This window comes from Enterococcus sp. ARL09-542 (assembly GCF_005234805.1).
Classification (GTDB): domain Bacteria; phylum Bacillota; class Bacilli; order Lactobacillales; family Enterococcaceae; genus Enterococcus_D; species Enterococcus_D gallinarum.
In genome coordinates, this window is the sequence record NZ_QPQX01000012.1 from 39,249 (window position 1) to 53,863 (window position 14,615).

General features: G+C 39.5%; 14 protein-coding genes, 1 other RNA gene and 1 riboswitch. Of the genes, 2 read left to right on the plus strand and 13 right to left on the minus strand.

Annotation, left to right across the window (positions count from 1 at the left end):
* Positions 1–97: 97 nt before the first annotated feature.
* The 3 genes from DVW06_RS12630 to DVW06_RS12640 are packed head-to-tail and all read right to left on the minus strand — an operon-like array spanning position 98 to position 2,602.
* Positions 98–1,558, minus strand: coding sequence for a sensor histidine kinase (locus tag DVW06_RS12630; RefSeq protein ID WP_060815285.1), 1,461 nt, complete (start codon positions 1,556–1,558; stop codon positions 98–100).
* Complete coding sequence (locus DVW06_RS12635; protein WP_137264722.1) at positions 1,558–2,271, minus strand: response regulator transcription factor; 714 nt, start codon at positions 2,269–2,271, stop codon at positions 1,558–1,560. The genes DVW06_RS12630 and DVW06_RS12635 overlap by 1 nt, the downstream gene beginning before the upstream one ends.
* Positions 2,252–2,602: an SdpI family protein gene (locus tag DVW06_RS12640; protein WP_003127822.1), complete on the minus strand. Its 351-nt coding sequence runs from the start codon at positions 2,600–2,602 to the stop codon at positions 2,252–2,254. Before DVW06_RS12640 ends, DVW06_RS12635 begins: the two co-directional genes overlap by 20 nt.
* Before the next feature lie 143 nt (positions 2,603–2,745).
* Between DVW06_RS12640 and DVW06_RS12645 the strand changes: the two genes are divergently transcribed.
* Positions 2,746–3,516 (plus strand): Cof-type HAD-IIB family hydrolase, encoded by a 771-nt coding sequence (locus DVW06_RS12645; protein WP_003127820.1) that lies wholly within the window; start codon positions 2,746–2,748, stop codon positions 3,514–3,516.
* Between the two features lie 62 nt (positions 3,517–3,578).
* Positions 3,579–3,942, plus strand: a transfer-messenger RNA (tmRNA) gene (gene ssrA, locus DVW06_RS12650).
* 298 nt (positions 3,943–4,240) lie between these two features.
* Here ssrA and DVW06_RS12655 read toward each other — a convergent pair.
* The 10 genes from DVW06_RS12655 to DVW06_RS12700 form a co-directional block, all read right to left on the minus strand.
* Positions 4,241–4,492: a hypothetical protein gene (locus DVW06_RS12655; protein ID WP_005471992.1), complete on the minus strand. Its 252-nt coding sequence runs from the start codon at positions 4,490–4,492 to the stop codon at positions 4,241–4,243.
* Positions 4,493–5,583: 1,091 nt separating this feature from the next.
* Positions 5,584–6,027 (minus strand): cupin domain-containing protein, encoded by a 444-nt coding sequence (locus DVW06_RS12660; protein ID WP_003127755.1) that lies wholly within the window; start codon positions 6,025–6,027, stop codon positions 5,584–5,586.
* A gap of 12 nt (positions 6,028–6,039) precedes the next feature.
* The gene (eutH, locus tag DVW06_RS12665; RefSeq protein WP_021149532.1) at positions 6,040–7,140 is read right to left on the minus strand and encodes an ethanolamine utilization protein EutH; all 1,101 of its coding nucleotides are present in this window, start codon (positions 7,138–7,140) and stop codon (positions 6,040–6,042) included.
* Positions 7,141–7,153: 13 nt separating this feature from the next.
* A complete protein-coding gene (locus tag DVW06_RS12670; RefSeq protein WP_002345851.1) occupies positions 7,154–7,417 on the minus strand; it encodes a EutN/CcmL family microcompartment protein in 264 nt (87 codons plus the stop codon).
* Complete coding sequence (locus DVW06_RS12675; protein WP_003127750.1) at positions 7,408–8,028, minus strand: hypothetical protein; 621 nt, start codon at positions 8,026–8,028, stop codon at positions 7,408–7,410. Before DVW06_RS12675 ends, DVW06_RS12670 begins: the two co-directional genes overlap by 10 nt.
* A gap of 14 nt (positions 8,029–8,042) precedes the next feature.
* A complete protein-coding gene (gene eutD, locus DVW06_RS12680) occupies positions 8,043–8,675 on the minus strand; it encodes an ethanolamine utilization phosphate acetyltransferase EutD (protein ID WP_025478888.1) in 633 nt (210 codons plus the stop codon).
* A gap of 3 nt (positions 8,676–8,678) precedes the next feature.
* Positions 8,679–9,566 carry an ABC transporter substrate-binding protein gene (locus DVW06_RS12685; protein WP_029487123.1) on the minus strand — a complete coding sequence of 296 codons (888 nt, stop codon included), beginning with the start codon at positions 9,564–9,566 and terminating at the stop codon, positions 8,679–8,681.
* Between the two features lie 218 nt (positions 9,567–9,784).
* A riboswitch (cobalamin riboswitch) is annotated at positions 9,785–9,950 on the minus strand.
* A gap of 238 nt (positions 9,951–10,188) precedes the next feature.
* Complete coding sequence (locus tag DVW06_RS12690; RefSeq protein ID WP_137264723.1) at positions 10,189–11,046, minus strand: class C sortase; 858 nt, start codon at positions 11,044–11,046, stop codon at positions 10,189–10,191.
* A 276-nt stretch (positions 11,047–11,322) separates the two neighbouring features.
* Positions 11,323–13,200, minus strand: coding sequence for a SpaH/EbpB family LPXTG-anchored major pilin (locus DVW06_RS12695; protein WP_029487125.1), 1,878 nt, complete (start codon positions 13,198–13,200; stop codon positions 11,323–11,325).
* Positions 13,197–14,612, minus strand: coding sequence for a SpaH/EbpB family LPXTG-anchored major pilin (locus tag DVW06_RS12700; RefSeq protein ID WP_137264724.1), 1,416 nt, complete (start codon positions 14,610–14,612; stop codon positions 13,197–13,199). The genes DVW06_RS12695 and DVW06_RS12700 overlap by 4 nt, the downstream gene beginning before the upstream one ends.
* Positions 14,613–14,615: the final 3 nt, after the last annotated feature.

Below are 14,615 nucleotides of genomic sequence, written 5' to 3' on the forward strand. Positions count from 1 at the left end.
ACTTTTCTATTTTATAGGTACACAAAAAGGAAACCATCGATGACGATGGTTTCCTTTTTGTCTATCACTGCATAAAAGCATACTGTATGTTTCTAGCTTATTCTTCTATTTCGATATCGGGAAAAGTCACTTTGAAGGTCGTTCCTTGCCCCAATTCGCTATCGACTTCGATTTTACCTTTGTGGAGGCGAACCAACTGTTCCACTATCGATAACCCTAATCCCGATTCACCAAATTGTCGATTTTTTCGAGAAGGATCAACTTTATAGTAGCGATCCCAAATATTTTTGACTTGTTCTTCGGACATACCGATTCCTGTATCAGAAATCTCAATGATCGTTTCTAGATAGCCTTTTTCGATTCGCACGCGGATCTCACCATCTTGTGTGAATTGAATCGCATTTTGGAGTATGTTAACCATAATTTGAACAAACCGGTCATAGTCGGCATAGACGTCGATCGACTCCTCTGTTTCCAGAATCAAACGATCGTTTGCGACTTCTGCTTTGCTTTCCAATTGCGTCAACAGATTGGTCATTGTCTTGGTCGCATCAAACTTCTTAATGACCATAGAAATCTGATTGGTTCTGATTTTTTCATAATCCAGATTTTCATTCACTAAACGAATCAAACGATTGGTCTCATTTTTCATCAAGCGGATCGCATTGTCTCGCTGATTCTCTGGAATTGCATGGTATTCTAATCCTTCTAGCAACCCATTGATAGTGGTTAAAGGCGTACGCATTTCATGGGAAGCATCAGCCATAAATTGCCGTCGTCGTTCTTCCTGACGCTCAATTTCTTCATGCGACTCTTTCAATGACTGGGACATTTGGTTAAAGTCTTCTGCCAATTCATCAAATTCATCGCGATTATGAACAGGTAATGAGATGTCAAAATTCCCATTCGTAATTTCTTTGGTTGCCCGCTTCATCCGATTGATCCGTCGAACTTGGAAAGTCGCGAATAGATAACTGATCAATAGCGAAACAATGATCGAAATCAAGAAGACTTTGAATAAGTTCTGATTAAAAGCACTGACTAGATTCAAAATATTGCTGGCAGATTGTGAAACCACCATCACGCCATAAAAATCCGTCCGATTAACAGAAAAAGGAATCAACACATAGGAAGTCAACTCTCGTTCGCCGAATAAATTGGTATTCGAAGTCATTTGTAATCGACCACCATTTTGCAATGACTGCCAATCTGATTCTGAAATGCTAAAGTCGACCGCTCGTCCCGCCGTATCTAATGGATAGATTTGTTCTTTCGGACTTTTAAAAAAAGCAAAAGAAATATCTTGATTGCTCAGAATATTTTCAGCAAGATGTAGTGAATACTGCAAATATTCATCTCGCGTCATGTTCTGCTGAAAAAATTCTGAGTCACTGATCTGGGAAATTTTTGCTACGGAAGAGGCATACCCCATCAATTGCTCGTAATTGCGCTCTTGCAACGTCTGTCTGGTCATTTGGGTAAACGCTACTCCAATCGTCATCAAAATGACTAGAATCACAGCAAAAAACGCAATCAATTGTTGATAAAGATACCGCATTAGGCAGCACCTGCATCATCAAATTTGTAGCCAACTCCCCAAACAGTCTGAATCACTTGCGGTCCCACTTTTTCAATTTTTTGCCGCAACTTTTTGATATGCGCATCGACGGTACGCTCGTCACCAAAATATTGATAATCCCAAACCAACTCTAGTAATTGTTCCCGGGAAAAGACTTGTCGCGGTTTTTTCGCTAATGTATAAAGCAAATCAAATTCTTTGGGCGTCAGACCATCGATCAATTTGCCGTTCAAATAAGCCTCCCGAGTCTTGGTATTCATTTTAAAGTGATCGGTAACGATATCAAATGTCGTGTCTGAAGTCTCAGAACTTGCCTTCTCAGCAATTTCACTCCGTCGATGCAGGGCTTTGATACGAGCAATCAATGTTAATGGACTAAATGGTTTCGTCACATAATCATCCGCGCCCATTTCCAGCCCAATCACTTGATCACTTTCTGAATCACGGGCAGTCAGCATAATAATGGGCACTGTATTAGAAATCTTGCGAATCTCTCTGGCAACGATCATTCCATCCATGGTAGGCAAATTTAAATCCAGCGTGATCATATCCCATTTTTCTGGAGTTTCGGCAAAAGCTTCCAGTCCCTCTTTGCCATCATATTTGAAAGCCGCATCCCAACCTTCATTCAAAAAAAACATTTGCATCATTTCTGAAACAGATTCATTGTCTTCAATCATTAGAATATTCATTGTCTTCACCCCTATGTTGTTCATCAAATTGTTGCAGCTTTTCTTCGATCAAACCAAAAATCGGTACAATAAACCAAGGAATTGCAATCATTTCTAAGAGAAAGAAATTGGTCCATCCCTGCCACTTCAGTAGGATTCCTATCAATGTCATGACTCCCCCAAACAGCAGAAAGTACCGCGTACAGATCTTTTGTGCATACTGCCAATTTCGTTCATTCTGTTTTGCTAAATAAGAACGATAGCCGTAGATAAAATTGATTTTCTTTGAAGGGAGAATCAAAAAAACAAAACCGATCAAAAAGAAAATCGCTCCAATCACTAAAAAAATCATATTCCCACTCCATTCTTTCTCTAGTATACTCGAAAACCTCCTATCTACCAACAACTTCACGGTTTCTTCATAAAGGTTTGCGTTTTTAGCAATCTTTGTTAAGATTGATTTTGTAACTGTCAATAAGAGTAGGAGAAAACTGTATGAATTATAAAGCTTTAGCATTTTTTGATTTAGATGGCACACTACTAGATGAACACTCCCAGATCACCCCCGAAATTTCTGAGGCCATGCATCGCTTACGCCAAAATGATGTTTTACCAATCATTGCAACCGGCAGAACGGAAACAGAAGTTCTTGCTATTCGCGAGGCTGCTGGGATCACCTCAAATATTGTCATGAATGGGGCATTCATTCGTATCGATGGCAAAGAAGTGTTTTCAGACACATTAGATAAAAATCTCTGCGCACGGATGTTGGAAGCCGTGAGAGATCATGGCGACGAACTTTCATATTATAACGAGAATGGTTACTGGGCAACTGGACACAATGATGAGATGATCGAGGCTTACAATTATGTCCGCAGCCCCCTTCCAGAAATCGATCCATTCCGTTATGAAAAAGACCGGATCAATATGATGCTCGTATTAGGTATCGCCAATGAAACAGTCTATAAAGAACAGTTCCCTGAATTGACTTTCTACCGCAATACACCTTTTTCAATTGATGTCGTGAAAAGCGGCACCTCTAAAGGAACGGGAATTAAGACATTAGTGAACTTACTAAATCTCAAAGATGTGCCAACATTTGGCTTTGGTGACGGTAGCAATGACTTCGCTCTTTTAGAAGCTTGCGACTATAAAATTGCCATGGGTAATGGCTTGCCAGAACTAAAAGAGATTGCTGATTTTGTTACTCTTAAAAATACTGAAGGCGGCATCGTGCATGCCTTGAATCATTTTGAATTGATCTAAATCTTTGCATATAGCGCAAATTATGTTATACTAATGGTTGGTAGCGATACCCCTTTTATCAGGGGGATGTTACGGATTCGACAGGCATAGTTGAGCCTGAATTGCGCTTCGTAGGTTACGTCTACGTTAAAACGTTACAGTTAAATATAACTGCTAAAAACGAAAACTCTTACGCTTTAGCTGCCTAAAAACAGTTAGCGTAGATCCTCTCGGCATCGCCCATGTGCTCGAGTAAGGGTCCTATTCTAAGTGGGATACGTTTTAACTTTCCGTCTGCAAGTTAAAAAAGAGAACATCAGACTAGCAATACAGACTGCCTGTCACTCGGCAAGCTGTAAAGCGAATCCTTAAATGAGCTGACTATGAGCGTAGATTTTTAGGTAGCAATATGTTTGGACGCGGGTTCGACTCCCGCCATCTCCATAGACTAAAATCGAGAAGATTTTCGTAGTTTTTCCAAAGTGAGATGAACCTTGTTTCTATGAGGTTTATCTTGCTTCTTTTTTATTTTTAACCTGCCTTCTCTGAGATTATCAGTTAACAGTCAAGCCGACCAGCATCGCGACAGATGCATTCTTTTAGTCGCTTGTATAAGCAAAGAAGCCTCCTTACTCACAAAACAAGCAAGCGGGCTTCCCTTTGATCAAGCAAATTTATCCTTAGTGTGCTGGAAATTTATTTTAACTAAAATAAGAGAAAAAAACGAAAAGAAAACGTCTCTTCCTTACATATATTTTTCTACTTCGTCCAACTCTTTTTGTAATTCTTTCTCATCATACGTTTCGTATTTACCTGCTTCGTGTGCGATCTTCTTGATTTCATGAATCGCTTTTTTCTCAACAATCCACTTCTTCATACTATGTTTTTTAGCATCTGCTTCTAGAGAATCCAATTCTGCTAAATTAGAATCTAACTTGTCCAAAACTTCTCCGATTTTTAACAATGCTTTTGATTCTTTTTCTTCATAGTTTGCCATAGATAACACTCCTTATATATTTGATAAAACTATCTTACGATCATCCTTAAATATTTTCAAGTTAAATGATTCACTAAAGGTTAATAGTACAGATAGCGATAAAACAAACTTTTCAGAGCAAGCATTTGCTCTTACTCATCAGATTGTGAGGGAGTGATCGTATCTTTTATTAGGGGAACCCTTTTCTTATTACTATTTGCTTTTTTACTTAAAATTACTAACGGACTATTTTGTGCTCGATTTCTAACCGAGTTTTAACTGATAGAAATGATCGAAGATATGAGATCGAGCGTAAAGCAGGCAAGTTTTTCTCCATTTTGTTTTTAACTATATCCCGCCGATTTTTAGTGATTTCGCTATTATTTTAAGGCTGACATCCCTCGTTAAATAAAATTATTTGGCTTATTTAGTGATAATTTTTTAGATTTCCCTTAGTCCGCTATTGTGGCGAATAATTGGCTTTAGCTCAGAATGATACTTGCATCGCTATAAAGGAAGAGTAATCGTGAAACAAAATATTGCTCTTGTCATAAATGATTACGATGAAGCAATTGAATTTAGACTGAAAAGCTTGACCACACACTGATCGAAGATACGTATCAGCCTGAACAAAACAAACATTGAGTTGTACGATCACGCCAGAATTCACCATGGGAGGATCCTATCAAAACATGGTGGACGAAATTTCGTCCATTTAATACAAACTAGCTGATATCATGATAAAATACAAAAACGAAGAGTATTAGGTGTCTACAAAAAGTCTTCCCCAAGCCTTTTGTCCTAATACTCTTCTATGATTAATGCATGTTGCTCCTTAAAGATATTTGAAATAAACCATTTTTGCAACTATTTCGAACAATAGATACGAGTTGCTCATTCAATTGTTTTTTGTTTTGTCCTGTCTACTTACATAGAACTTCGTTTTTATCCTATAGATCGGCACGTATGCTTTGTAAAAAACATCTTTTCTTCCAAACGTATATTAATTAACTAAAGGGTCTTTTAAAAAAAAGGCATCCCTATAAATAAAAGGAACACCTGATGTAGCGTATCAACTTAAGAAAATATATAGTGTCTTATTTTCAACAAATTTATTGATTCTGCCAATCTGCCGGGAAAGTGACATAAACAAAGCGGGCTTCTTCTGCGACTGAAAACTGTATTTTGCTATTTTTAGGAATTAAAATGAGCTCACCTGCACTGGCAGAGACTTTCCGTCCATCAATAATAATATCTAATTTGCCAGAAATAACATAGTCGATTTCATCATAATCGAGCGTCCAGTCAAATGTTGTTTCTTTCATTACCATCAATCCACAACCTAGACGAGGACTCTCTTCGAGTGAGAACAAATCCTTTGTATAAACAATATCATTGGGGTTCCCCGTATCCAGACGATCTTCTTCAGAAACAGTGATCTCTGGTAGCTTGATCGATGCAACACCGCTAGGATCCACTTGTTTTGTTGGCATCAATTGTTCAGTTACGATTTGACGAACCAAAGTTTCGATCATTTTACGATTAAACTCTGTCATATTTTCACCTCATTATTTTGTTTCTATTTCTGGTTTCCCTAACATACGATTAGCCATAAAAATCGCTACAAAAATAGCAGTTATCCCACCGACTAATTTACCGATGATCATAGGAAAAATCATTTCTTTTGCTACCCCAGCCGTAAAGCCTAGGTGATCGCCTAAAACAAAAGATGCAGAAACAGCGAAAGCAATGTTGATGATTTTTCCTCTGTTATCCATATCTTTCAACATTTGGAACATTGGGATATTATTTGCTAATGTTGCCACCATACCGGCAGCAGCCACTTCATTCATCCCTAAAACTTTCCCTAATTTCATTAATGGTTTGTTAAACACTTTCGTAATCACAGCAACCAAACAAAATGCCCCAGCTAAAGTCAATGCGATGCTCCCTACGACTTCGATTCCTTCTGTAACAGGTGCAATGTCAGGAATGACTGTAATTCCCACAAGTAACTGAATCGCTCCGACAATCAAACCGATAATCGCAACGATGACAACACCTTGACCAAAAATCTGGAATCCTTTGATCATACCGTTTGGTGCCAACCATAATCCCACGATGATCAATGCAGCAACGATAATGATAGGTAGCAAGTTAGGAAGGATCATAGACATTGGCATTCCTGCGGTTAAACCACCGGCCAATAACCCGAAAGGAATGGTAATAATTCCACTTAACACCCCTGTGGCTAAAAACTGTTGATCTTCTTTTTGAATAATCCCCAACGCAACAGGAATGGTGAAAACAATTGTTGGCCCCATCATAGCCCCAAGGATTGCTCCAGCAAATAACCCTGCTTGAGGATCATTTGCTAATTGCTGTGCCAGAGCAAATCCCCCCATATCATTTGCTAGTAGTGTTGTCGCGAACATTGCCGGATCAGCACCCAGCAATTCATAGACGGGAACAACGATAGGACTTAAAAGATTCGCCAAGACCGGGGCTAACGTGATGATCCCCACCATTGATAACGCTAAAGACCCCATCGCCATGATACCTTCTTCAAATTGTTTTCCAAGTCCTAATTTATTCCCGATGCATTTATCAATGCCTCCAATGATCATAAAAAGAACCATAATATACATAATAATTTCATTAATGCTCATAGATTCAACCTCCTTATTCTTCCTCTGCAGCATCAATGACGCCAACGATCATTGCGTCAATAGGTACTTCTGGATTTTCAGCAGAAATTCGAGCAGCATTGCCTTGACTGATCAATACTTTATCGCCAATTCCTGCGCCAGCATTATCCGCTGCAATAATAAAGCCTTGTTTTTGTTCTTCTTGATTCAAAATGTCTACCATCATAAATTTCCACCCGTTTAATTTCTCGTCTTTTCTTGTAGACCACAAACTGCCGGTAACTTTTCCTAAAAGCATGCTTTTTCCCCCTTTATAAGCAACTTTTGAGTGCGCGCATAATCTTGTGCTAATGGTGTCAATTGCGCATTCTTTATTGGAGGAATGCGGTATTCTAGCATTTTTTTCAATTGTTTTTCGGTGATGAAGGTCCGCTTAGGCAATGCCTTAGGCACTGATTTTTTCTGACAGGATTTCCAAAAATCAGCATAGTCTTGCGGGGAGCGATAGAATGTCAGACCAAACTGCTGACATTTGTCTCGATATTCTTGAATTGTCTTTTTCACTTGATATTTAAGCGGTGTTTCTTTCGGAATTGCTGGCAAAGTTTCTAAAACAAGAATCGGTTTTCCTTGTAACAAAAATGAAAGTATTCTTCGGGTCAATAGATCGTTTTCTTGCAGTAAAGCAATACTGGACATTTGAGAAATCGTTAGTTGTTTCACAATCATTCCAGCCGACTCTTGATCTTCACCGGTTCTCCACTGAACAGTGGGAAACTGGGTATATAATTCGGCAGGAATCTCTTTTTTCTCTTGCGAAAAAGCAAGAGCAAGGGTAGGCTTTGGGAGTTGCTGACAGATACGATCAGTAATTTGTTGAACCAGTTCTTCTATTTCAGAAGCTTTCATTGTCCAACCTTCTCTTACTTAATGATGTAACCATGAACACCTTTTGATAAACCACAAGCGTTTGCTTCATCATAATCAATATGCATATACGTCGCGAAATGAGGACTGACACGTATCACTACATCATCAAAAATCAATGGTCGCGTGCCTAGTACTTTTACTTGGACGATTTGTCCGTTAGTCACATTGTTTGCTAGGGCATCTTCTGGTGTCATATGGATGTGTCGTTTTGCCACGATCAATCCGCGATCTAATGAAACAGTCGTTGCGCCATTCATCAATGTCACCCCTGGTGTTCCTTCAATCTTTCCACTTTCTCTAACAGGCGCGTTAATACCTAAAATTCGGGTATCTGTCATTGACACTTCGACTTGTGCTTCCTTACGTTCAGGACCTAAAATCACGACATTTTGGAACAGTCCTTTTGGTCCTGCAACAGTGATTCGTTCTTTACATACATATTGACCAGGTTGTGACAAATCTTTTACTTTCGTTAACTGATACCCTGATCCAAATAAATGATCGATTTCTCGACGAGACAAATGGACGTGACGTCCAGAAGCTTCTACTTCAAATGTGTGATTTTGTAGTTGAATTCGTTTGATAACTTCTTCAACAATTTCATTGATTGAATCCAATGTGTTCATCTCCTAGTTCAGTTTTACTACAGTCATTGTTTGGATCAACGCATCCGCCCATTCTTGGAAATACTGATAGCGCCTATCAGGCTTTTCTTCGAACAAGAATAGGATTTTGTTCAATTGAAGTTGGATTTCCTTTGAAGAATAATCCCATTGTCTTCTCTGACTGCTCTCTATCACTACTTGCTCTTGATCAATCGCTTGTTCAATCACCGAGAATTTTCCTTGAATGATATTCTCCAACCAAGCTTGTTGTTTCTCAAAGTACAGCCATAGTTCTGCAGGAAACGTGTCATCTCTCAACATAGGAAAATAAAGAAGATGCTTCAAGTGCTGTATTTCATATTCTATCTTTCGTGATAGTGACTTTGTTTTGATCGAGGAGGTCCGAATAGGACAACTATCGGCTCTTTTCTGAGTACTTGTCGTTACGCTAGTGATAGCTTGAATACTGGTACTTGTCGGTATATTGACAATCGTGATCCCGGCATCTTCTACTTGCTGCCAGACACTTTCAGAACTTGCTAAATTAATGTCATTCACATAGACGATTTGCGGTTTCAATGCAATCAATTTTTCTGCATCAATCGCCATCATATCCATTTGAGGTAATGCCTGAAGCGCTTCATTCAGTGACCCGCTTTGCATGTCAACAGCAACCAATTCATTCGTTTTTCCTATATCATCAATAACTTCTGTTACTGATGGAACCAGTGAAACGATTTTAGTTGCCTCTTTAGGCAATGAGATCTCTTTCCCACTACGGTCTTTCGTCGGCAAATTTTGTTCTGTTTTCTCAGTTGAAGCCGTAGCTTCGTTTTCTTGTTTGCCGCAACCCGCTAATCCAATCCCAGCAACTACTCCGATGGTCATGATCGTCATTAGAATTTTTTTCATCTTTTTTTCCTCGCATTCAACTTTTTTTGAATTTTTTCTTCCAACCCTTACGGATAAATCGATTATTCTTCTTTCCTACGGTTTGTCTATCCCTCCTTTTACTTTGTATCAAAAAACAAAAAAACCACTTTTCCTTTAATAGAAAAAGTGGTTCATTAACAGTACTAACAGTAGATCAAGCCAGTTATCGTCGAAGCCCCTTCTTTTTCCTACAAAAGAATGAATAGACTTATCAAGCCGGTATCCTGACTTAGCTTCTTCTTACTCCCAATCCTTCCAGAATAGAATCATTCTGTGGTTCTATTGGTTTCATCCACCATACAGTAGGTAGGTCTGTAGAGGATTCACACCTCTTTCCCTGACACTTCATAAGTATACGTTTATTGTATCTTCTTTGATAGCTAGTTTTCAAAAGGATTAGCAGACGTCCTTGTCCACTAATACACCCTCATTATAGCGTTTGCGAATATTTTGTCAATCCTCTTAACATCTTACGGGAGGTTCGATAGCATAAGAGATACAAAGATTGTGCGGGCTAGCAAATAAATCAGCTTTCTTTATGCCCTGTAAATCAAAAAAATTTTTTATTAAAAACAGGGTTTCTTTGATCAGCCAACTCATTTTATCTGCTAGATACTGGAGGGTTCCCAGTTTTTTTCTTTCGCCGCTTATACCACCAAATACAAAAAACGAGGAAGCCGCAGGCAGTAAAAATGTGGATCCACAGAAACTGCTGTTGTTGCTGTTTGACTTTCTTTATGTCATCAGTGACTTTCGGATGATAAGGAATCCGGTGTCCTCTTACCAATAATCGATGACTATTGATCATGTAGGGAGTGCAGGTCAACAATGTGACAAGATCTTTACCAGATTCAATCTGAAGGTCTTGTGTATCGGTGGGGACAACAGTTTTGATTTGATCGACTTGATAAACGAGTGTTTCGCCGTAGACTTCTAAATAAAACTCATCGCCTTCCTGCAATTCTGGCAAATCAGTAAATAGTTTTGCTTGCGGCAATCCACGATGACCCGAAATGACGGCGTGGGTGTTTTTGCCTCCTGTAGGAAAAGAAGTCCCTTCCAGTAATGAGCTGCCTTTTTCCAACAATGCTGAATTGGTCTTGTCAAAAATAGGGACTCGTACATTGATTTTGGGAATCGTTAACACACCGATCGTATGGCTTTCAAAATACGATTTATCTGGTTTTTTACTGATTTTCTCTGCTTCAGAGAATGGATCCAGTCCGGGGGAGCCGCCTTCTTTGGCTAGCTGTTGATTTTTGTCGATCTGCGCTTGCAACTTCGCCATTGCGGCGGCATTTTCTTGATTTGCTTCTGTTTGGTAATGCGCAATGATCTGTTGGTCCAAATAATTATTCAGTGCATCGCTAATGAATGGATAGGAAAAAATCCCTACACCAATCAACAACAAAAGGATCATCAATCGATCGACTATCTGGTGTCCTCTTTTTTGTTTCATCGTTTCCTCCTCAAAAAAATTAAAGGAGCTGTGACAAAAGACTTGTCACAGCTCCTTTTTCCGAACAAGTGGTTCAACAAGCGGTTAGAATCAGCTTCTTCAAAAATAGCTTTTCAAAAAAATTGGAAAAGCTATTTTAGAAAATCCTTTCTTATTTCTTGAAGCGGACCACGTCTGTTGCAACCTCCCGTTTTTATCTGACTAGGTCGAAATAGCTGAGATCTGCTTTTGAGGCTGCCAATTTTTCTAGAAGTGAAAATCTGGCAAAACAGAAACTCAACGAGTTTCTTTTCGTTTCATGAAATACAAACCCACAATGATCAAGATCAGCGTACCGCTGCCTAAATAAAGATAGATGCCTTTTCCGCCTGTAGAAGGCAATGTTCCTTTGTGTTTGTTAGGCACTTTTTCAGGAGCAACTAATTCTTCTGTGGTTCCGTAAGAATGCTCATCCACTGTAAATTGGATTCGATTTGTTAGTAATACATAATTTTCTGGCGCTGCAGTTTCTTCCAAATAATAGGAACCATATTTTAGTCCAGTAACGACGACTAGACCATCAGCTTGCGTCGTGAATGTTGTTGCATCTGCTTTGTTTGCCACCCAAGTCACTGTTTTCGCTGCTTCATCGACCTTCAAATAGTTTGCACCCTCACTATTTTGATCACGTACAACGAAAGAGGCACCTGCTAGAGCTTGCGTGGATGAAACATCCCCATCGACTTTGATAAATCGTTTCCCACCGGTGACGACTTCTACTGTTGGTGGCGTTTGGTCATTGGTATGACCATTATCAACATTGGCTTCGTTTTTAAAGCCTTTCGTTGGATCTGCTTTTTCATTTAGATGCATGAAGTAAACAAATTTTAATGTACCTCCTGGTGTTAAAGAAGGGATGAACGCTGGATCGACAGCGACGGTGAAGCCGTTTGTCTGTTCAGTTACTTGATAGTTTTCAGATGCGATCAGTGTATCACCATCATAAAGAGCATAGGCTGTATCTCCTGAAGGTGTATTGTCAAAGGTCAATGCATCATCATGGGTATCTACTAAGTTAAATTTGTTGTATTTATTGGCATTTCCTTCTTTATCAGCAATACCTAATGGAATATTGACCGCAATCTCGTACTTGATCTTTTCACCAATCGCTACATCTTTGCCGTTTAAATTAGGCGTTGTTTTTTCAACGTTTGATGTATCATTTTTAACGGTTTTTTCTACTGGGGTTTGATTATCCGCTTCAATAGTGAAGGGTGTCTTTGTTTGATCATCAATCAATTCAGCATTGTTCGGTGCTTTGACCTCTTCAAGCGTATAGGAACCCACTTCAAGATTCTTCACCGTTAGTTCACCAGTTTTCTCTTCAGATTCTGTAAAATCATCTTCGCCGATTCCATAGCTTTTACCAGTAACAAAATGCTTTGCTTGTCCTTTGTCGGTTGTCCAAGTGTGGAGACCATCTTTTACCCCTTGAATATACTTGGTCGTACTTGGGGAACCTTCATTTTTTGAGAGTACGAATTCTGCACCATTCAACGATTCATTTTCAGCAGTACCTCTTTTTTTCACATGTAATGCCCCATCATTTGAAACGATATTTTTGGGGTAAACATGAACCGTAGATAATTCTTCTGTCCCATAGTTATACGAGCCGTCTGATTGCTTGATCATCTCATAAACCGGGAAGGCAATGACCATATTGGCAGCAGCCGCTACCCCAGATTTTGGTTCTTCTTTGATGACGTAGACAGCATCTTTGTCGTTTTGTTTTTTCGGTACATTTACGGTAATATTGCCATCTGCATCTGTTATACCTTCAGCTATTGGCGAACCTGGGGTTAGACCTTGAACTGCTTGTTTTGCAGCTTCGACAGTTGCCCCGGCTGCTCGTTGCGCATAAAATTCTGACGTCACATTATAAATGCGGAAAGTGACATCTGCAAGACCTTGATATTGATCAAAATCACTCATCTCTTTCCCACTATTTTGAATGAGCGGATCCGGAAGATCGGTCATTTTCTTTTTATGAATGACGATTTGGGCATTGCTTGCATTTTCCTCAGCATAAGCTGCTGTACCCAACCCATTGATAAAAACAGGTAATGTTAGTAATAGCGTACTTAGTAAGTACCATACTTTTTTTGCTTGTTTCATTTTCTTTCTCCTCGTTTTTGTTTTTGGTCAATCAGCCCAGCAATGACAAAACCTATCAATGCTACACCGGCTAAGATCAATCCTGTTGCTTGTTGCTCATTAGTCTTTGGTAAAAAACCAGTATGTTTCTTGTTGATGATTGCCAGTGGGGTAGCTGCTTTTCCATTTGTTGTATAGGAATTTTTTTCAACCACAAACGGAATGGCTTTTTGATTAAGCAAGTAATTTTTTGGGGCTTGGATTTCTTCCAAGAAATAGTGGCCATCTTTTAACCCTTTGACGGAAAATTCTCCGGCTTGATCAGAAGTGAATCGTTTAGCTCCCGCTTTTTCTCTTTGCCATTGATAACCATTGGCTGATTCATGCAAATAGGCTCCCATTTGATTTTTTACGACGAATACGGCATTTGCCAATGTTCGCTGCGGATCTTGACTATCTCTTTTGACGAACCGTTTCCCACCAGTCCGTATGTCAACTTTTTTGTTGATGGTATGTTTATCTGTCAGCAATTGCCCTTCATTTACGATCTCTGTGTCAGGCTCTGCATTCATTACTTTCATTTGGTAAGAGACTTGCAATTTTTGATTGGCAAATTTTTCTAGCTGCTGAATAGAGAAATCCAGGACAAAGCCATGATCCGTTGTTTGAAGTGTATATCCTGTCATAACGGATGTTCCTACTTTTACTGTGATCGTTTCTGGTAAGAGAAATAAGGCAGAATCTGCTGTATCCGATAGTTGGAATTGTTGGTAATCCAAGATATTTTCTGGGATATGTGTTGACAGCTGATAACCCACTCTCTCGCCATAGGCAAAATCTGAGGTTTTGGACTGCACTTCTTTTTCAAGAGGCGGCAAATCGTATGCCTTCTCTTCATTTTTTGGGTACAAATGAATCGTGGACATTTGATTCCCTTTCTGATCAAGAACTGGCAAAACAACGACCAAGTTTCCGGCTTTCTCTTTCACGACATTAGGTGCCTCAGCTTCCACGAATAAATAGACCTTATCCCGCTGCTGGCTGTCCTTGGCTGCTAATGTGAAGCTAAGTAAACCATCTTCTCCTTGGATCTTCTCGGTCTTTCCTTCGGCAATCAGGGATCCGGCTGCAGGACCTTGCTCAGCCAACTTTCTTTGCGCAGCTTCCACCGATTCACCATCTGCCCGTAATTGATAGAAAGAATCGGTGACATCGTATACGTGATAGGTGACATCATTTAAACCGCGGTAAGCTTGAAGCAATGTACCTTCTCCGGAATTGATTTGTTCCTGGGGTAACTGCCCTTCAGGAAATAGTAACTTGTGTAACGTGATGCGAACATTCGCTTGCATTTCTCCTGCTGAAACTTGTTGGGAGAAACCTAGTAACACAACTAGAAAAATGCATACACTAAACCAACGCATGCTTTTCATCCG